Origin of the sequence: Arsukibacterium sp. MJ3 (genome assembly GCF_000987765.1) — a bacterium.
GTDB lineage: Bacteria > Pseudomonadota > Gammaproteobacteria > Enterobacterales > Alteromonadaceae > Alishewanella.
The window spans coordinates 171,995-192,246 of sequence record NZ_LAHP01000003.1 but is presented as its reverse complement, the minus strand read 5'-3'; the positions used below and the strand labels follow the sequence as shown (position 1 = coordinate 192,246).

Below are 20,252 nucleotides of genomic sequence, written 5' to 3'. Positions count from 1 at the left end.
TCATGTTTTACTAACCCTATAAAACGGAGCCACATGGCTCCTTTTTTATGAATTTTTCAGAACGTTAGAGCGATTAGCCCGCATAGCAATGTGAACAGTGCAAAGGGTTTAATTAAGCGATATCTGCTGTGATAGAATCAACCAATAATAAGTAAGCCATAGCGACCTAATGAATACTTCGACCACAGAACTTACGATAGCCATTATTGCTGGCGAACACTCTGGCGATATTCTCGGTGCCGATTTAATCGAAGCCCTGCGTCAACGCCACCCTAATGCGCGCTTTTATGGTATTGGAGGCCCCCGTATGCAAGCGTTGGGGTTTACGGCCCTGTTTGATATGGAAGAGCTGGCAGTAATGGGCATTATTGAAGTACTTGGCCGTTTACCGCGCCTGCTCAAAGTAAAGCGTGACATTATTGCAGCAGTACTAAAAGACAAGCCTGACGTGTTTATTGGTATTGACGCCCCCGACTTTAACCTGCCGGTAGAGCTTGCGTTAAAGCAGGCCGGGATTAAAACAGTTCATTATGTCAGCCCTTCGGTTTGGGCCTGGCGGCATAAACGGATTTTTAAAATTGCTAAGGCCACTGATTTGGTACTATCCTTGCTGCCGTTTGAAAAAGCATTTTATGATAACTACCAAGTACCCTGTACTTTTGTGGGTCATACCATGGCCGATACTATGCCACTAAGCGTTGATAAAGCGCCGCATAAGCAAGCGCTCGGGCTTGACTCAGCTAAGCCGGTACTGGCCATTATGCCAGGTAGTCGCAACAATGAAATTACCTTGTTAGCACCTGATTTCTTGCTGGCAGCGGCAAAGTTGCAGCAACAACAACCGTATTTGCAGCTGATTACTAATATGGTAACCAAGCAAAAAGCGGCGCAATTTGCGGTGATTAAGCAGCAGGTTGCCCCAGATTTACCGGTGACAGTGTTTATAGGCCAGGCAAGGCAGATATTACTGGCCGCCGATGCCACTTTTATTACTTCGGGTACCGCTACCCTTGAGGCGATGCTGGCAAAGTGTTTAATGGTGGTGGCGTATCGGGCAAACTGGTTAACCTACCAGATTGGCAGGCGAATGGTAACACTGGCGCATTTTAGTTTACCTAACTTACTGGCCGGGCGGGCTATGGTGCCGGAGTTGCTGCAACATCAGGTTACGCCCGAGGCATTAGTGGCGGCTATGGCGCCATTACTGCAAGCGGACAATAGTAGTTTGCTGGCTGAATACTGTGCTATTCATCAACAGATTAAATGTAACGCCAGCGCCCGTGCTGCTGAGGCAATTTTGGAGGTAGTACAACAAGATGCAATGGCATAGACCCGATGTAGAATTATTATGTGGTGTTGACGAAGTAGGCCGGGGCCCGTTAGTGGGTGCCGTGGTGACCGCTGCCGTTATTCTTGATGCCACGCGACCCATTATTGGCCTGACCGATTCAAAAAAACTCAGTGCGGCGCGCCGTGAAGTACTGGCGGAGCAAATTAAAGCGCAGGCATTATGCTGGGCACTTGGCCGGGCAGAGCCAGCGGAAATAGATCAATTTAATATCTTACATGCGACTATGCTGGCCATGCAGCGGGCGGTGGCGGCATTATCTATTCAACCACAGTGGGTAATGATTGATGGGAATCGCTGCCCCGAGCTGCCAATGCCCTCGACTGCCGTGGTAAAAGGTGACAGCCTGGTAGCGGAAATCAGTGCGGCCTCTATTCTGGCCAAAGTGGCCCGTGACGCCGAGATGACGGCATTAGACGCGCGCTACCCGCAGTTTGGTTTTGCTGCTCATAAAGGCTACCCCACCGCTCAACATCTGGCGGCTATTGCTCAGTATGGCATTTTAGCCGAGCATCGCCGCAGTTTTAAACCGGTGCGGGTTATTGCTGAGCAAATGAGCGAATGAATACACCCGGTTTTATTCATCTAAGGGTGCATAGCGACTTTTCATTAATTGATGGCGTGGCTAAAGTTAAACCCATCGTCAAAGCCGCTGCAGCGGCACGTATGCCTGCCCTGGCTCTGACTGATCAGATGAACTTTTGTGGGTTAGTTAAGTTTTACAGCGCGGCTCACGACGCCGGTATTAAACCTTTAGTTGGCGTAGATTGTTGGGTTCAGCATCCTTTATTGGGCACTGAAAGTGCGCGTTTATTGCTATTAGCGACTGATAATATCGGTTATCAGAACCTAACATTGCTCATTTCTAAAGCCTATTTACGCGGTCATGTGGTGGGCAGGCCGCAGCTTGACCATCAGTGGTTGGCTGAATACAACAGTGGGTTAATTATCGTGTCAGGTGGTAAGGATGGACCACTGGGTAAGGCATTATTAAAAGAGAATCTGCAGTCAGTTACCGAATTAATCAGTTTTTATCAGCAGTATTTCCCCGATCGTTTTTATATAGAGCTTATCCGTACTAACCGGCCCGATGAAGAACGTTATATTCAAAAAGCAATACCGCTGGCTGAACAGTATCAGTTGCCGGTTGTGGCCACCAACGAAGTGGTGTTTTTACACGCCAGTGATTTCCCCGCGCATGAGATCAGGGTGGCCATTCAGGATGGTTTTACGCTGGATGACAAACGCCGGCCCAAGCATTATTCCGAACAACAATATTTGCGAACAGAAGCTGAAATGCTGCAATTATTTGCTGATATTCCCGAAGCCTTGCAAAACAGTGTCGAAATTGCACGCCGCTGCAATGTCACCATTCGCCTGGGTGAATACTTCTTACCGGCATTTCCTACCGGTGGCATGAGCGATGGCGATTTTCTGGTGGTTAAGTCACAGCAGGGACTGGAGCAGCGCTTATTGCAGTTATTCCCTGATGACGCTGCACGTGCTGCGAAACGTGTTCCCTATGATGAACGCTTGCAGATAGAGCTGGACGTGATTAATCAGATGGGGTTCCCGGGCTACTTCCTGGTGGTTATGGAATTTATTCAGTGGAGTAAAGATAACGATATCCCGGTTGGGCCGGGTCGGGGGTCAGGTGCGGGTTCTTTGGTGGCGTACGCCTTAAAAATTACTGATCTGGATCCGTTGCAATTTGACCTGTTGTTTGAACGTTTTTTGAATCCGGAGCGGGTATCCATGCCCGATTTTGATGTCGATTTTTGTATGGATCGGCGTGATGAAGTAATTGATCACGTAGCCGAAATGTATGGTCGCGAAGCGGTATCGCAAATTATTACCTTTGGTACTATGGCGGCCAAAGCCGTTATTCGTGACGTTGGCCGGGTATTGGGACACCCTTATGGTTTTGTTGACCGTATTTCAAAACTGATCCCACTAACACCCGGTATGACACTGGAGCAAGCCTTTAAAGAAGAACCGCGTTTGCCTGAGCTTTATGCGCAAGATCAAGAAGTAAAAGACTTAATTGATATGGCGCGTCAACTGGAAGGTGTGACCCGCAATGCCGGTAAGCATGCTGGTGGGGTGGTGATTGCGCCAACTAAAATTACCGATTTTTCACCGCTGTATTGTGATGATGAAGGCAAAAATCCGGTTACTCAGTTCGACAAAAATGATGTGGAATATGCCGGGCTGGTAAAGTTTGACTTCCTAGGATTGCGCACCCTGACCATTTTGCAGTGGGCGGTGAATATGGCCAACAGCCGGTTGCAAAAAGAAGGGCGTAAACCGGTTGATATTAATAGCATACCTTTGGTCGATAAACGCAGTTTTGACTTGCTACAGCGTGCCGATACTACGGCGGTATTTCAGTTAGAGTCGCGCGGCATGAAAGACTTAATCCGCCGGCTACAACCCGATTGTTTTGAAGATATGATTGCCCTGGTAGCGCTATTCCGGCCCGGACCATTACAGTCTGGCATGGTTGATAATTTTATTGACCGAAAACGCGGGCGCGAAGCCATATCTTACCCCGATGCTACCTGGCAGCATGACTCGCTTAAACCTATATTAGAACCTACCTACGGTATTATTCTATATCAGGAACAGGTAATGCAGATTGCCCAGGTATTATCGGGCTATTCCTTGGGTGGGGCAGATTTACTGCGTCGGGCGATGGGTAAAAAAAATGCTGAAGAAATGGCCAAGCAACGCGACACCTTTCAGGAAGGTGCGGCTAACAATGGCATTGATCCTGAGCTGGCGATTAAAATTTTTGATCTGGTAGAGAAGTTTGCCGGTTACGGCTTCAATAAGTCGCACTCTGCGGCTTATGCACTGGTGTCGTATCAAACATTGTGGATGAAAACACATTTTCCGGCCGAGTTTATGGCGGCGGTTATGTCGGCGGACATGGATAACACCGATAAAATCGTCACCTTGGTTGACGAATGTGAGCGGATGAAACTGAATTTAATTCCGCCTGATGTTAATACCGGCCAGTACAAATTTACCGTGAACGAGCAAGGCCATATTGTGTATGGCATTGGCGCCATAAAAGGGGTTGGCGCAAGCCCAATCGATGCCATTATTGAAGCGCGCACTAAGCATGGACGCTTTAGTGACTTATTTGATTTTTGTGCCAAAGTCGATTTAAAGCGTTTAAACCGGCGGGTGATGGAAAAACTGATCCTAGCCGGAGCAATGGATAAATTGGGGCCGCATCGAGCTGCCTTGATGGCCAGTCTGGAAGAGGCGATGAAAGCGGCTGAGCAACATGCTAAAGCGCAGGCTGTTGGTCAGGATGATTTGTTTGGCTTGCTTAGCCCGGAACCGGAGCAGGCGGCAACGGCTTTTAAAAATGTGCCACGTTGGCCGGATGAAATCTGGTTAGAGGGCGAGCGGGAAACGCTGGGTTTGTATTTAACCGGACACCCGATTAACCGTTATGCCGACGAAATTGGTCATTATGTGTCATGTCGCCTGGTAGAACTGCAACCGACTAAAAAAGATCAGAGTGTGCAGGTTGCTGGTCTAGTGGTATCGGTACGGGTAATGCTTAACAAAAAAGGGCGGCGCTGGGCTATTGTCACGCTGGACGATAAATCTGCACGTTTAGATGTGCGGTTTTTCCCGGAACAGCTGGAAACCTTTGAGGAACTGCTGCAAAAAGACCGGATTTTGGTAATAAGCGGACAGGTCAGCTTTGATGATTTTAATGGTGGCCTTACAATGTCCGGCCGTGATGTCAGTGAAATAACCGCTGTGCGGGAAAAATCGCTGAAATCTTTGAATATCACTGTACAATCGCAGCAAATAGACCACAATTACCTGCAAAGATTGCAACAGATATTAGATGAATTTAAAGCAGGAACGGTACCGGTTACTATACGGTATCAACGACAGGAAGGGCAGATAACACTGCAGTTAGGGACAGCCTGGTGGGTGACGCCCGCTGACGCTTTGTTGCATCAATTAAAACAATTAGCAACAATAGAACTGGAATTTAATTAATTAGGTAGTGATAGTCGATGATGCTGAATTATTTAGAGTTTGAGCAACCCATTGCTGAACTTGAAGCAAAAATAGACGAATTGCGTAACGTAAGTCGTAATGGCGACTATGATCTTGGTTTAGAAGAAGAGATCAACAAACTAAAAGAAAAAAGTCTCGGTTTAACCAAGAAGATATTTTCTGAGCTAGGTGCCTGGCAGGTTGCTCAGATGGCTCGCCATCCTCGCCGGCCGTATACGTTGGATTATTTACAGCATATTTTTACAGATTTTGATGAACTGGCCGGTGACCGTACCTACGCTGATGATCATGCTATTGTTGCCGGTACTGCCCGCTTAGGCGATCAGGCGGTAATGGTTATTGGCCATCAAAAAGGCCGGGATACCCGTGAGAAAATTCGTCGAAACTTTGGCATGCCACGCCCTGAAGGCTATCGTAAAGCATTGCGCCTGATGGAAACGGCCGAACGCTTTAATATGCCGATCATTACCTTTATCGATACGCCGGGTGCTTATCCTGGCATAGGTGCAGAAGAGCGCGGCCAGTCAGAAGCGATTGCTCGTAACCTGAAGGTAATGGCCGGCTTAAAAGTACCGGTAATATGTACCGTTATTGGTGAGGGTGGTTCTGGTGGTGCTTTAGCCATCGGCGTTGGCGACAGAGTAAATATGCTGCAATTCAGTACTTATTCGGTTATTTCTCCAGAGGGTTGTGCTTCTATCCTGTGGAAAAGTGCTGAAAAAGCGCCATTGGCAGCCGATGCGATGGGCATAACTGCTGAACGATTAAAAGAGCTGGATTTGATTGACAGCGTTATTCCTGAGCCTTTAGGTGGTGCGCATCGTGCACCAGAGCAAATGGCCCAAACCTTGAAAAAAGTGTTGTTAAAAGATTTAGAAAAATTACAGCAGCTTGATACCAACACCTTATTGGCAAACCGGTATAAACGACTTATGTCATTTGGTTATTGCTAAGTTGGTTATCAGTGTCGAAAAACCAGCGCCTGTCGCTGGTTTTTTTATCAACCCCAAGCCAGGCTGAGTAAACATCATGGCGATGATAACGAATACTGAACTTGCATTGCAACTTGAAGCCATTAGTGCCACTAAGGTAGTGCTGGCATTAAGTGGCGGCCTCGATTCAATGGCGTTACTTGAGTTGTTATTTCAAGCGAAACAACAGTATTCCTTTCAGCTGTTAGCGGTGTATGTTAATCATGGCTTAAGCCCGCAGGCACAGGCCTGGGGTGAACACTGTGCCAAAGCGTGTGCTAAACGCGAAATTGCCTTTAGTAGCCTGACCATTGTACTTGAACACACGACTAACATTGAAGCTGCCGCCCGCGATGCTCGTTACCAGGCACTGGCGCCGTTTATTGATAGCGCCAGTAGTGTGTTGTTAACCGGCCATCATGCCGATGATCAGCTGGAAACCTTGTTGCTGGCCTTAAAACGCGGTGCCGGAGCAGCGGGATTAAGTGGTATGGCCCGCCAGCGACCTTTTGCCAACGGCCATTTATTACGCCCGCTGCTACACTGTAGCCGGCAAGCTATTCTGGCTTTTGCCCAGCAACACAAGCTGCACTGGGTTGAAGATGAAAGTAACCAGGATAACCGCTTTGACCGAAACTTTATCCGAAATTGTATTACGCCGCTTTTAACGGCCCGCTGGCCTGCGCTAAGTGCCACTACCGGGCGCAGCATGCAGCACCTGGCGCAGCAGCAACAGCTAGTAGACCATTATACCGAGCAAGCATTGACGCAGTGTGCCAGAGGACAACAACTGGATTTACAAGCATTGCAACAACAATTGCCATTGCAGCAAGATGAAGTGTTGCGCCGCTGGCTGGCTCAGTTTCAACTTAACCCTTCCAGCCAATGGTTGCAGACACTGAAAACCGAGGTTATCGCGGCTCGGCATGATGCTATGCCACTGCTGGTATTAGCGGATTACCAGCTTAGGCGTTATAACCATACCTTGTACTTGGAGCGGCCAACCGCACTGCCGGCAATATCTTGCCGCATAGAATGGCTGATGCAAAGTGCCTTAGTGTTACCGGTTGGGTTAGGGCAGTTGCAAATACAGACCTCACCGGGGGAAAACAGTTTGCCGCTGCTAGCGACAACAACAACAACGGTGCTGTTTGGGCAGTTAAGTCTGGCGTTTAAACCGGCATTGCAAAGCCAGCATAAGCCGTTAAAGCAATGGTTTAAGCTGTGGCAAGTACCTCCCTGGCAGCGAGGCCGGGTGCCACTGCTGCTGCAGGGAAATAAGTTGGTAGCTGTTGCCGGTTATGCCTCGGCAATTAGCACGATACAGGCGGACTGCTGGCTTGACTGGTGGCAAAATTAACTACGCCGGCGCCTTTGCTAGTTAAAGCATTGCCAACTTGGCGTAAATTGGCTTTACCAGCTGCTTTAGCCTCATATAGCGCTAAATCGGCTGCAGCAAAAAGTTGCTGGACGGTTTGTAAGGGTTGTAAATAGGCCAAACCGGCACTAGCTGTAATGCCATATTGTGTACATTTATGATGTTGATTAATGGCTTTAATTAAGCGACGCGCTACTAAATCGGCACTGTCAGCGTCGTCCTCTGTCAGAATTACTGCAAATTCATCACCACCGAACCGAAACAAACTGTCGGTTATCCGCAAAGCATCGCGCATACAGTCGGCAATAACAATTAACAGTTCGTCACCCATAGCATGGCCATAGTTATCATTTAGCTTCTTAAAATTATCCAAATCTAATAATAGCAAAGCGCACGGCTGCTGCCGGCGACGTGACAGCTGAATGGCTTTGCTAAAACTATCGTCAAAAAAACGACGGTTACCTAGCGCCGTCAACGGATCTTTTAAGGCCATTTGTTGTAATCTGGCTACCACCAGCGCGTTTCGTAAGGCAAACAACCACTCACTTTCTAGTAGGAGTAGTTCGCGCTGTTGCATCGGGCTAAAGGGCTGATCACTGTGGTAATGCACTTCGGCCAGACATTGTTGGTTTAGCACCAGTAGGCTTTTATAATCATGCGCTGCATTAGCAGAGCCTGCAGCGTTATGCTCGCCAAAAGCGGTATTAAGGCGAATACCTTTAATACTGATTAAGCGGCCAACGTACATAGAAAAAATGTCCAACTGCTGCTGAATATCAAGGCTGGTTTGCAGCTGACTGGTAAGGGTTTGTTCAGTGCAGTCTGGCAAATTATCGGTTTGTTGGCACCGGTTTAATGCCGCATAGCTTGGAGCCACATCGAGTGCCAGCTCCCGAGTCATCATATAGTCCATCACCAGTCCTTATAAAAATGTTTCTGACTGGTATAAGCAAAATGTAGGCCAAAAATAAATATAAAATTAACTATTTTTATTTCAAGTAGTTAGGTATAGCCTGGTAAGTCAGGTCAAGTATTTGACGCTAGGTTATTCACCGTCTGCGGCAAGAAACTGCACAATGCTGTCTATGTGCTTACAACCGTCTTCAAACCCCAGTTCAATTAACCGGCTGGTGTACTTTTTCTCAAATAATAAATAACTGGCCAAACTAGATTCAGAATGTTGACGAATACCCATGCCACGCAGCAACGTCCGTACCGCTAGCGGTAGACATAAATAGTATTCACTGGCCAGCTGATTAAAATTTTGGCTGGGGTTAATGATCAAGCTTTGTATCGGTTTTAGTTCAGTATCAATATTATTATCGTGCAGCGTTTGCACGGTTTTATTAACCCGTTGCATGCGTTCTAAATCAGAATTAAGCGTATCAGTAAAAATAGTATCCAGTAAATGGCCTGCTACGGTGGCCAGATCAGGATGATGCAGGTTACGTTGGCTAACCTCTTGTTTTCTTGGATCTTCTACCCCAATTATTAAAATTTTGTCAGCACCCAGATGAATAGGGGCACTTAATGGTGCCAATTGATTTACTGAACCATCACCAAAGTATTGCTGATGGATCCTGACAGAGGGAAACACAATTGGAATAGCGGCCGAGGCCATCAAATGATGCACACCGAGTAAGGTGCGTTGACCACAGCGTTTAGCCCGGCGCCATTCTTCAGCCTGATCGGACTGAAAAAAAGTAATCGAATCACCATTACTGTAACAAGAGGCGGTTACCGAAAAACTGGATAAATAACCGCCCATGATATTCCGGTCAATTCGTTGTAAATCAAGAATACGCCCCAGCAATTGTTTTAGCGGTTTATTGTCGAACACACTAACCGGTTTTTTGTTGGCATAATCAGCCTGAAAGGCGCCAAACACGTTTTGGATTAAATGTCGGATCACCCGCGGGTAGTCAGAGTAATACACTTGGTCGGTATGAAACTGCCGCCAGACTGATTCGATTTTTTTAACCCCCAGATGAAAACAAGAGGCATAACAGGCAATTCCGGCACCATTTATTGCGCCGGCAGAGGTACCACTGATAATATCAAAGGGTGCAGGACTACTTCTGGGATAATGTTGGGCTATCGCTTTTAATACGCCAACCTGGTAAGCCGCCCGGGCGCCACCGCCGGTCAGTAATAATGCGGTTTTTTTTCCGTTTAACGGTCGTTGTCGTACCATAATGATATTGAACTTTTCTGCTGGCCTGTGCTCTTTGTTGCTATATTGCAGTATATCCTTGCTTCGATAAACAGAAATTTTCGCTATAAAGACAAAATACCTTACTAATAAATCTAACCAAAACAATTAACAAGGAGTTAGCCATGACAGCGAAACCATCGGGTAGCGGACAACAACTGTATTACGCAGGAATTGCCGCGGTAATAATCGTCATTTTGCTGGCATTGTGGCTGTTATTTAAGCCAGCTACCGAATCCGGTACCGAGATTAGTGTGTTACCGCCAGTGAGCACTGAGCCTGAGTTGTTGCAACCCTCGCCAGAGCTTATTATTGAACCTAAAGTTGGATCTGACCCTCTATTTGCAGCTGAAACAGAGGTAGGGGCAGAGGTTACGCCGTCAGAGCCGGTGGTAGCGCCACAGCCGCTGCCTAAATTAGAGCAATCAGATCCACTACTAACCGCCAAACTGTTAGAACAAAACTGGCAACCTGGGCTGGCCGGCTTAATCAATACCAAGCAAATGGTCCGTAACCTGGTGGTAACCATCGACAATCTGGCGCAGCAGCAACTGGTTGCTAAACATCCGGTAGTAGCGCCATTAGATGAACCCTTTAAAGCTCTTATTCAAAAAGATGGCAAGACCTATCAAATAGACTCGGCCGGTTATCAGCGTTATCAGCCTTATTTGCAGTTATTAGAAAGTGTTGAACCTGAGCAACTAGTGCAGCTGTTGCAGCAATATCAGCCGTGGTTTGAGCAGGCGTTTGCCGAGTTGGGCTATCCTGAAATGAGCTTTAAACAACGTTTAGCACAGGCTATTAATCAGTTTTTGGCGATTGAGAGCCCAACGGTTGATACTACTCTGTTACGTCGTTCAGTGGCCTACACCTATGCCGATCCAACGGTAGAGGGCCGCAGTGCACTGGAAAAACAAATAATCAGATTGGGGCCGGCTAACCATCAGCGTTTAAGAGCGATTGCCCTGAAATATCAGGCGGCGCTGCAGAGCACAGATTAAGCACTGCTTAAACTTTGCGCAACAACACCTTGCCACGGCTAAATTACTTGAAACCTGGCAGGGCATTGCGCATAATGCGCACCTGCCAAGGTTAGACCGTAAATGTAGTCAACCGCCTTGGCAATCAATGGTAACTCCATTGGTCCTCTCGCAATGCTAGTAGGTTAACTTGGTCAGGTCCGGAAGGAAGCAGCCACAGCTTATGATGCAGGTGCCGGGATGTGGCTGGTGGAGTTGCCACCCACCATTTTTTATAATGTAATGTCGACATTAATAACGTCGAACGCAGACATTCATACGCTAAAAAAAACACACTGCTTTAGGTAAATCAGATTTACCTCAGATAAGATTAGCTTCATTACTACTTTTCATCTAACCGATCAGTGGTTTAATTACCCTTCATATATCATCCATTTTGACTTACTACCAACTTGTACCACCAAACAGTTCGAAAGCCTTGAGACCAGTAAAATTGGCACCTGTTGAATAGAATAGGTATGTGTAATATCTTTCCTATACTCCATAGCAATTTTTGAGGGAGCACTACTGCAGAAAAAGTAGTAGCCACCTCATATATCCTGTTAAAAAAGGAACAAAAATGAAACACACCTACCATGTACACGGAATGACCTGCAAGGGTTGTCGTAATCACGTAGCGCAAACACTTTCTAAAGTGCAAGGTGTGGTCAATGCGTCAGTCGATTTAGAAAATGCACAGGCAACTATCGAGATGGCATCTCACATTGCTATTGAAACCTTTCAAAAAGCGATGGAAGAGGACGGCGGCGCGTATAGTATTCATAAACTTGGAGAACAGCCTAAAACACCAGAAGTCAAAAAGGAAAAAGCTAAAAGAAAACGAACTGGAACGGGAACATTTTATTGTCCTATGCACTGTGAGGGCGATAAAACCTATGACAAACCAAGCGATTGCCCCGTATGCGGTATGGATTTAGTGCCTTTACAGGCAGATGCTTCTTCTGAAGAGAATACTTACAAAAAACTCTTAAAGAAATTTTGGATAGCAATAGGGTTTACTTTACCGATTTTCTTTATCGCGATGAGCGAAATGATCCCTAATAATCCACTTTACGATGTGATGGAACAAAAGTGGTGGAATTGGGTTCAGTTTGCACTGTCAATTCCCGTTGTGTTTTATGCCACGTGGATGTTCTTTGAGCGCGCCTATAAAAGCATAAAAACGTGGAACCTCAACATGTTTACCCTCATTGGCATTGGCGCCAGCGTGGCGTGGTTATTTAGTGTTTTCGGAATATTGTTCCCAGACTTCTTCCCTGTCCAATTTAAAACCGATTCTGGCGCCGTACACGTTTATTTTGAAGCGGCCACGGTAATTCTCACGTTAGTGTTAATGGGGCAGGTTTTAGAAGCAAGAGCACACAGCAAAACGAATTCCGCTGTAAAAGAATTACTGAAAATTGCACCCAACAAAGCCGTGCGTGTGGTAGATGGCACTGAAGAAGAGGTTGCCATTGATAAAATTGAAAAAGGCGATATTTTACGGGTTAAACCAGGTGAAAAAATTCCTGTAGACGGGGTAATTACCGAAGGCCAAAGCACCGTTGATGAATCTATGATTTCAGGCGAACCTATTCCCGTCGATAAAATGCAAGACGATAAGGTCAGCAGTGGCACTATAAATGGTAATCAGTCTTTTTTGATGAAAGCCGAAAAAGTGGGCAGCGAGACCTTACTTTCGCAAATTATACAGATGGTAAACGATGCTAGTCGCAGCCGCGCGCCTATTCAAAAATTAGCCGATACCGTGTCAGGATATTTCGTGCCAGTGGTGGTGATAATTTCTTTAATCACGTTTGCCGTTTGGGCAATTTGGGGGCCAGAACCCGCGTACGTGTTTGCCTTGGTAAATGCTATAGCGGTATTGATTATTGCCTGTCCTTGCGCATTGGGCTTAGCAACACCTATGTCGGTAATGGTTGGTGTTGGTAAAGGTGCTCAAAATGGCGTGTTGATTAAAAATGCCGAAGCGCTTGAAAAGTTAGACAAGGTAGACACGCTTATTGTCGATAAAACAGGCACTATTACCGAAGGAAAACCAACCGTTGAGAAAATAGGCGTATTTGCTTCAAATTTCAGCGACAGCCAAATACTACATTTTATTGCATCGCTCAATAGTGCCAGCGAACATCCACTTGCCGTAGCGACTGTAAAGTATGGCAAGCAACAGAGAATCGACATTTCAAAAACTGAAAACTTTAGTGCAGTAACCGGAAAAGGCGTGGAAGGAACCGTTGATGGCAAAAAGCTCGATTTAGGAAATGCCAAAATGATGGAGTATGCAAACGCGACTATTTCTGCAGAAATGGAAGCCGAAGCACAATCTTTTCAAAAACAAGGCAAAACCGTTTCTTATTTAGCCATAAATGGTGAAGTAGCTGGGTATGTCGTTATTGGTGATAAAGTTAAAGCAACCAGTGCTAAGGCTATTAAGGCGCTACAAGATAAAGGCATTGCTGTGATAATGCTCACCGGCGATAATCACGACACCGCCCAAGCAGTGGCCAGCGAGCTTAATCTTGCCGATTTTAAAGCGGGGATGTTGCCAGAAGACAAACTCAAAGAAGTCATAAAATTACAGCAACAAGGCAAAGTTGTCGCAATGGCTGGTGACGGTATAAATGACGCACCAGCACTAGCAAAAAGTGATGTTGGTATTGCTATGGGAACGGGAACTGACGTAGCCATTGAGAGCGCAATGATTACACTGGTTAAAGGAGATTTAAACGGCATTGTAAAAGCGAAGAATTTAAGTCACGCCGTGATGCGTAACATTAAACAGAATCTGTTTTTTGCTTTAATTTACAATGCACTCGGTATTCCTATAGCAGCAGGTTTATTATACCCATTTTTCGGCATATTATTATCGCCTATGATTGCAGCACTTGCTATGAGCTTTAGCTCTGTTTCTGTAATTACCAATGCACTACGATTAAAAACAAAATCAATTAATTAATAACTATCAAAACCAGAAAAAGATGGATTTAATCTCGGGGGCAGATCCAATGGTTAATTAAAACTTGCTTTTGCATCAATGCAGCTAAAGTCAATTGAACTCATAAGGCAAAGTAGACCTTCGCTTTTTTAAAAATTGACGGACTTTAACGGCTGCTTTTCGCTGATAGCAGTTAATCAAAAAATAAATTTACGCGTAGTGTTCAAAATTATGTCAATTTTTGCGTCATATTACATTTGCGCCGATAATCAGTTACCACAATTTCCAGCGCGGCCATAATATCAGTATCGGCTAGTTGTTGTTGCTCTAGTAACATAATAAGTTCCACCGCCAGCTTAACATGTACCGGAGCTTTCGCTAACCCGGTTGCCGCATCGCTAGTAGCGGTGGCTGCTGTGCTCACTTATTGCTATCCAGAAACTGCTGGGCGCGGCTTACCGCTTCTTTTACTTTCATCTGCATTTCAAAACGTTCACTTTGTGGTAAGTAAAACGACATATCAACCTCGTACCGAATGTAACGTGGTGGCAGTAAATTTAACGAAATACAGCATAAGTCTGCCAGGTATTCGCTATTTCTACTGCTGTCGAGTTCAAGTTCAACAATATGGTCTAGCAGTAATTTTTCGTAATAGTTATGAATATCATCATCCAGCTTCATTATTGCCTCATCAAGTTATAGTTAGCTGCCATTTAGCATAATCAGCTTAATGGCAAAACGCTAGACAAAGATTGAGTTAAGCACGTTGGCTGCTACAATGCCTTAGTTAAGATTAGCGGATAACGGCAATGCAAAAAAATACCACCCCATGTTACTACGGTGACTACCTGCAGCTGGATAAAATACTGACCGCGCAGGCTCCGGAAAGTGCGAAATATGCTAATGAAGCACATGATGAAACCCTATTTATTGTGGTGCATCAGGTGTATGAGTTATGGTTTAAACAAATTTTGCACGAATTAAAAGCGGTAATGGCGGTGTTTGCTGAGGCGGAAGTAAAAGATCAGCAACTTACGGGTATTGTGCATAAATTGAAGCGCGTGATCACTATTCAGCAATTACTTAACCAGCAAATTGCGGTAATTGAAACCATGACCCCGCAAGATTTTATGTCGTTTCGTGATTATCTGGTGCCGGCATCGGGCTTTCAGAGTGTGCAGTTTAAAATGCTGGAAATTGGGCTTGGTCTGAAAAGCGAATATCGGATTGATTTCGATAAAAACTCGTTTTACAGCCGTTTAAATGAAAAAGACCGGGACTTTTTGCAAGCACTTGAAACCGAGCCGAGTTTGTTTGAACGCATTGAAAAATGGCTGGAGCGGATGCCGTTTTTGCAATTAGACGATTTTAGCTTCTGGCAAATGTACCACAATGCTACCAAACAAATGCTAGACCATGACGCCACTACGGTAACGGCCATTGTGCAGATAGCCGAGCCAGAGCGGCAACTACAACTGGCTGAGATAGCGAAAACCCGAGCCAAATTTGCAGCCTTGCTAGATACAGAAAAGTATCAGGCGTTGCAGGAAGACGGCACATTCAGGCTTAGCCAGCAGGCGATGCTGGCGGCGTTGTTTATTAGTTTATATCAGGAAGAACCAGTGTTTAATTTACCGTTTCAATTGCTAACCTGCTTAACGGAGATAGATGAAAACCTAACGATTTGGCGTTACAAACATGCCATGATGGTGCAGCGGATGCTTGGCACAAAAATTGGCACTGGTGGCTCTTCCGGCCACGATTATTTAAAGCGTACCACCGAGAAAAACCGGATATTTACCGACTTATTTAATATGGCGACGTTTTTACTGCCTAAATCTGATTTACCGGTACTACCGCCGCAGGTTAAGCGTAAGTTAGGTTTTTATTTCGGCCCCGAGCGTTAAACCGCTGACCGCAAAAGCGGCCTTAAATAGCTGCATATGCAGTTCAGTTAAGGCGGCAACATCGCGCTGATATCCGCCGCCAATAACCGCTGCCACCGGAATATTTCGGCTGCGGCAAGCGTTCAGTACCATCAGATCGCGTTGATAAAGCGCTGCGGTGCTAATATTCAGCAGCCCGAGCTCATCTTGCTGATGAATATCCACGCCAGCATCAAATAGCACCAGCTCGGGCTGATGCCAGTTCAGCAGTGTTTCCAGGCTTTGATGAACGGCTTCTAAATAATCAGCATCACCACAGTGTTTAGCCAGGCCAATATCCCAGTCAGAGCGAATTTTTCGCGCCGGGAAGTTTTTTTCACAGTGAATTGACGCGGTAATAATGGCCGGTTCATCGCTAAAAATACCGGCCGTACCGTCACCCTGATGTACGTCTAAATCAAAAATAAGTACCTTGCTAAGCCCGCGTTGCAGCATGCTTTTGGCAGCAAAGGCTAAATCGTTAAACACACAAAACCCCGCGCCTTCTGCCGCGCGCGCATGGTGATAGCCTCCACTTAAGTGCACGGCTATACCGCGGCTAAGCGCCAGCTCTGCACACAGCCGGGTGCCGGCCACCGACACTAATGAGCGTTTAACCAGCGTATCTGACCAGGGAAAGCCAATGCGGCGCATGGCTTGTGGGCTAATGCTGCCGCTGCACATGCTGGCTATGTAATCGGGGCGGTGAACGTTGCTAAGCTCCCTGGCATTAATGGCGTCGGGCGTACTAAAAGCCGTGCTGCACAGGCCTTGCGCCAGTAAAGCTTGATACAAGGCGTGATACTTAGTAATGGGGTAGCGATGTCGCTCTGGTAGGCTAAGCGCGCTGTAGCAGGGATGATAAACCAGACCAGGAAAATAAGCCGCCATTACGGAACCTGCCGTTCACGTTGTAAAATGGTTTGTTCAACCTCGTTTATGGCTTTTCGGCAGCGTCCCAGCCTGGCATGTAATGCCAGTAACCGCCCAGCATTGTCAGCGCCACCATAACGCTCTGTTTGTTCAATCATGTCGAGCAAGCGACGCTCGAACTGCTGATAATCGGTAAGTTGTTGGTAAAGGCTAACGGCACTGGGCTGGCTGGCAGCAACGGGCGCTGGTTGCTCGCGGCGTATTCTGGTGCTTTGTTGAAATTTGCTGCGAATATGTTGATTACTAAAGGCCTGAGTTAGCGCATTAACTTGCGCGGCCAGATGCTCGGCCAAACGTTGACGACTGGCCGCAGACAAGCCAGATTGCACGGCACTAAGCCGTTGCAGGTTACGCTGAGCATCGGCTACATAATCGGTTAAATCAGGCGAATGGTAACTAAATAAACCGCTTTCAAACCAATCTTGTGGTTTGCCGGGCTTGCGTTGGCTGTCAATAACACTGGCTCGTTGATATAGCTCTGTTAATTGGCTTGCCAGCAGTTGCAGCGCATTCATGCGCCACTCCAGGCTTGCCACGCTAAGCGCAGGGCAATAGCAATAACCACAGTAATAAAAACCGGCCGGATAAACTTGCTGCCAAAGCGAATGGCGGAATGGGCACCAAGAAACGCGCCTAACATCAGGCACAGGCCCATGGCAATACCCAAGGTATAGTTAACATGACCTAACGCCATAAAAGCGATTAATGAAAAGCCATTGCTGATAAAATTCATGGTGCGTGCTACGCCGCTGGTTAGCAGCAGGTTGATTTTGTATAGCGCCATGCTCGACACCATCCAAAATGCGCCAGCACCTGGCCCGGCAACGCCATCATAAAAACCCAGTGTTAGTCCCTGTAGCCGTTGCTGCCAATATAACCGACTATTTTGCTCGGGAAGTTGCAGCCGGTCATCGGGTTGTATGCGGTTAAACAGTGTGTAAATGGCGGCCATTAATATTAGCACCGGCAATAGTTTTTCCAGCAAGGCGGTACTTAGTTGGTCTACTACCAAGGTGCCCAGTAATGCACCAATGGCGGTGTATATTAAGCTGCGCTGCCAGTAGCGGGGGTTAAATAAATGTTTTCGATAATAGGTTAGCGATGCGGTGAACGAGCCAAAGGTGGCTGCCAGCTTATTGGTGCCTAACACCACATGTGGCGGCAGCCCAGCCGTAAGTAAGGCGGGTACCGTTAATAAGCCGCCGCCGCCAGCAATAGCGTCTATGTAGCCGGCTATAAAGGCTACGGCGCACAGTACCAGTAGCAACTCGTGCGTCACTATTAGTTCATTAAACACGTTTTTATATCCTGTTAGTATTCAATTTTGCGGCGAAACGGTGGCAGGGTGTCCAGCATGGCTTTGCCATAGGGCTTGGTAACCAGCCGTCGATCCAGAATAACAATTCTGCCCTGATCCTGTTCTTGGCGCAGCAGTCTACCACAAGCTTGTACCAGTTTCTTCGCGGTAGCTGGTATGGCCAATTGCACGAACGGGTTACCACCTTTTTTGGTAATAGCCTCGCTCATCGCGGCCTCAAGTGGCGAAGTAGGCACCGCAAAAGGCAGTTTAGTGATAACCAGATTAGTTAATAACTTACCCGGTAAATCTAAGCCCTCAGAAAAGCTCTGGGTGCCAAATAAAATACTGGTGCGGTTGTGCTGACACTGCTGCTGATGCAGGCTAAGTAATGATTGGCGCGAGGCTTCACCTTGCACCAATAAAGAAAAGCCTTTTTTTCTTAACGCCTCAGCCACTTGCTGCATTTGCCAGTAAGAGGCAAATAGCACCAGGCTACCTTGTTGCTCGGGTAAATAACGTGGCAACAGGCTTATTAACTCGTCAGTGTAACCACTAGATGTGGGTTCATGTTGCATTTTAGGTAGAATAATCACTCCATTTTGCTGATAGGCAAAAGGCGAGTCTACCCTCAGTGTTCGCAGCCCTGGATGCTCGGTTAACCCTAACTCATATTTAATATGCTCAAACGAATTTAATACTGTTAGCGTGGCAGAGCATAAAATACAGGCGTAGGCTTGGGCAAACAGTAAATGCTCCAGTGTATTTGCGACACTTAACGGGCAGGCATGGGCCGTTAATTGCTGTTGTTCATCGCGTACCAGCCAGCGTGCCTGAAACGCAGGCTCTGCCTGAGGCTTAGCAAAAAGCTGCCATAACGCCTGTTGTTGCTCTAGTTTTTGTGCTTGATGGCTAAGGTCTTGCAGTAGTTTGCTTTGGCTTTTGCGCTTGGCCTTAGTAAATGCCACTTCAGCTATCGCGCTACTAATTTTTTCCAGTACATTTAATGCTTTTTGGGCGCAGCTGGCAATTAGCTCAGCTTGTTGTTGCCACAGTTTAGGCAGTGCAGCATGCTCAAAACGATATTCTTTCTGCTCTGCCCCGGTAAACCAGCGGCTTTGCGCTTCAGCCACACTGCGCTCGATAGGTTTTAACAAGCCGAGTAATTCGTTACGCAGATCATCCAGTTTTAATAAGTCTTTTAAACTGGTGTCGGGCAGGCTTTGTATTAACTGCTGAGCCAATTGTCCTAACTTATCCAGCCACAGCTGCGGTTGGGTTAGCTGAGCAAACGCCGCAAAATAATCACGGCCACACGCGGGCAAATGATGCGCCTCATCAATGACATAAATACAGTCTTCCGGTGCCGGTAAAATAGCGTTACCGGCCGCTAAATCTGCTAATAATAAGCTGTGGTTAACCACTAACACCTGAGCATCACTAATTTCAGCGCGGGCTAAATGAAACGGGCAGTGCTGATGGCGTTTATCATGCTTACTGCAGTGATAAGGATCAGCGCTTATGCTATGCCACAAGGCATCATCTAATGCTGCTGGTAACGTATCTTTGTCACCCAGCCAGCTACGTTGTTGCCAAGCCTGATAAAGCGTTTCCAGCATGGCAAATTGGTTTCGCTCGGTGCTGGTGAGTAAGTCGGGTTGCACTATTTGTTGTTTTAAACGTTCAATACAGGCATAACGCGAGCGGCCTTTTACCAGATTATAGTCAAACTCAATACCGCTGTGCTGCCGGAAAAAAGGAATGTCTTTGTTGATCAGTTGCTCTTGCAATGCAACAGTTGCTGTGGCAATAACCAATGTCTTTTTTTGGGCCAGGGCGCAGGGCAGAGTAGCCAACAAATACGCCAGTGACTTGCCGGTACCAGTGCCGGCTTCTATTAACCCAATCCGGTCATGCCGATGGTACTGGCCAGCAACAATATTGGCCATTTCTGCAATCAGTTTATTTTGACCCGGCCGGTTATGATAATTCGGTAACGCCGTTTTAAACTTTAGCTGGGCATCACGTATTTGCTGTTTTAATGTTTCAGATAACATTTGTGGTTTGGGCTGTTCAGTTAACATTCGCTGGCTATATTGCCTGTATAGACGTACAGTTTTTTGATTGTAACCAGTCAATTGCTTTTTAGCAAAGCCCCTC

Annotated in this window: 16 protein-coding genes and 1 other RNA gene; 9 read left to right on the top strand and 8 right to left on the bottom strand. The window is 46.5% G+C overall.

Translation table 11 applies throughout. The annotated features are described in order from the left end of the window. Window positions 1–169: 169 nt before the first annotated feature. The 5 genes from lpxB (at window position 170) to tilS (ending at window position 7,732) form a co-directional block, all read left to right on the top strand. Window positions 170–1,330 (top strand): lipid-A-disaccharide synthase, encoded by a 1,161-nt coding sequence (lpxB, locus tag VT06_RS03725; protein WP_046552920.1) that lies wholly within the window; start codon window positions 170–172, stop codon window positions 1,328–1,330. After that, window positions 1,317–1,913 (top strand): ribonuclease HII, encoded by a 597-nt coding sequence (gene rnhB, locus VT06_RS03720; protein WP_046552919.1) that lies wholly within the window; start codon window positions 1,317–1,319, stop codon window positions 1,911–1,913. Before lpxB ends, rnhB begins: the two co-directional genes overlap by 14 nt. Continuing rightward, window positions 1,910–5,380, top strand: a complete 3,471-nt coding sequence (gene dnaE / locus VT06_RS03715) for a DNA polymerase III subunit alpha (protein WP_046552918.1) — start codon at window positions 1,910–1,912, stop codon at window positions 5,378–5,380. The genes rnhB and dnaE overlap by 4 nt, the downstream gene beginning before the upstream one ends. Before the next feature lie 17 nt (window positions 5,381–5,397). After that, entirely contained in the window at window positions 5,398–6,354 is a 957-nt protein-coding gene (gene accA / locus VT06_RS03710; RefSeq protein WP_046552917.1) for an acetyl-CoA carboxylase carboxyl transferase subunit alpha, read from the top strand. 76 nt (window positions 6,355–6,430) lie between these two features. After that, window positions 6,431–7,732, top strand: coding sequence for a tRNA lysidine(34) synthetase TilS (gene tilS, locus VT06_RS03705; RefSeq protein ID WP_052750158.1), 1,302 nt, complete (start codon window positions 6,431–6,433; stop codon window positions 7,730–7,732). Here the strand turns inward: tilS and VT06_RS03700 are convergent. Together VT06_RS03700 and VT06_RS03695 are read right to left on the bottom strand one after the other, a co-directional pair. Beyond that, window positions 7,686–8,654, bottom strand: coding sequence for a GGDEF domain-containing protein (locus tag VT06_RS03700; protein ID WP_235357353.1), 969 nt, complete (start codon window positions 8,652–8,654; stop codon window positions 7,686–7,688). The genes tilS and VT06_RS03700 overlap by 47 nt on opposite strands. A 141-nt stretch (window positions 8,655–8,795) precedes the next feature. Further along, a complete protein-coding gene (locus tag VT06_RS03695; RefSeq protein WP_082122431.1) occupies window positions 8,796–9,944 on the bottom strand; it encodes a patatin-like phospholipase family protein in 1,149 nt (382 codons plus the stop codon). A gap of 143 nt (window positions 9,945–10,087) precedes the next feature. On the opposite strand from VT06_RS03695, the gene VT06_RS03690 reads away from it, so the two are divergent. The 3 genes from VT06_RS03690 to VT06_RS03685 all read left to right on the top strand — a co-directional run bounded on the left by VT06_RS03690 (window position 10,088) and on the right by VT06_RS03685 (window position 13,958). Beyond that, window positions 10,088–10,963: a DUF3014 domain-containing protein gene (locus VT06_RS03690; protein ID WP_046552915.1), complete on the top strand. Its 876-nt coding sequence runs from the start codon at window positions 10,088–10,090 to the stop codon at window positions 10,961–10,963. A 137-nt stretch (window positions 10,964–11,100) separates the two neighbouring features. Beyond that, window positions 11,101–11,197: signal recognition particle sRNA small type (gene ffs, locus VT06_RS17745), an RNA gene on the top strand. 364 nt (window positions 11,198–11,561) lie between these two features. Then, window positions 11,562–13,958 (top strand): heavy metal translocating P-type ATPase, encoded by a 2,397-nt coding sequence (locus VT06_RS03685; protein ID WP_046552914.1) that lies wholly within the window; start codon window positions 11,562–11,564, stop codon window positions 13,956–13,958. 208 nt (window positions 13,959–14,166) lie between these two features. Here the strand turns inward: VT06_RS03685 and VT06_RS18565 are convergent, their stop codons facing one another. Next, entirely contained in the window at window positions 14,167–14,361 is a 195-nt protein-coding gene (locus tag VT06_RS18565; RefSeq protein WP_046552913.1) for a DUF2496 domain-containing protein, read from the bottom strand. Next, on the bottom strand, window positions 14,358–14,618 hold the full coding sequence (locus tag VT06_RS03675) for a late competence development ComFB family protein (RefSeq protein ID WP_046552912.1): 261 nt from the start codon (window positions 14,616–14,618) through the stop codon (window positions 14,358–14,360). The genes VT06_RS18565 and VT06_RS03675 overlap by 4 nt, the downstream gene beginning before the upstream one ends. A gap of 128 nt (window positions 14,619–14,746) precedes the next feature. Between VT06_RS03675 and VT06_RS03670 the strand changes: the two genes are divergently transcribed. Further along, complete coding sequence (locus tag VT06_RS03670) at window positions 14,747–15,844, top strand: tryptophan 2,3-dioxygenase family protein (protein ID WP_046552911.1); 1,098 nt, start codon at window positions 14,747–14,749, stop codon at window positions 15,842–15,844. Here VT06_RS03670 and VT06_RS03665 read toward each other — a convergent pair. Genes VT06_RS03665 through dinG form a run of 4 tightly spaced genes read right to left on the bottom strand, consistent with a single transcriptional unit; the run spans window position 15,815 to window position 20,176 of the window. Next, a complete protein-coding gene (locus VT06_RS03665; protein ID WP_046552910.1) occupies window positions 15,815–16,753 on the bottom strand; it encodes a histone deacetylase in 939 nt (312 codons plus the stop codon). The two genes, VT06_RS03670 and VT06_RS03665, sit on opposite strands and share 30 nt — an antisense overlap. Continuing rightward, window positions 16,753–17,310: a primosomal replication protein PriC gene (priC, locus tag VT06_RS03660; protein WP_046552909.1), complete on the bottom strand. Its 558-nt coding sequence runs from the start codon at window positions 17,308–17,310 to the stop codon at window positions 16,753–16,755. Before priC ends, VT06_RS03665 begins: the two co-directional genes overlap by 1 nt. Further along, window positions 17,307–18,092, bottom strand: a complete 786-nt coding sequence (locus VT06_RS03655) for a TSUP family transporter (RefSeq protein ID WP_046552908.1) — start codon at window positions 18,090–18,092, stop codon at window positions 17,307–17,309. The genes priC and VT06_RS03655 overlap by 4 nt, the downstream gene beginning before the upstream one ends. 14 nt (window positions 18,093–18,106) lie before the next feature. Beyond that, on the bottom strand, window positions 18,107–20,176 hold the full coding sequence (dinG, locus tag VT06_RS03650; protein ID WP_235357352.1) for an ATP-dependent DNA helicase DinG: 2,070 nt from the start codon (window positions 20,174–20,176) through the stop codon (window positions 18,107–18,109). Window positions 20,177–20,252: the final 76 nt, after the last annotated feature.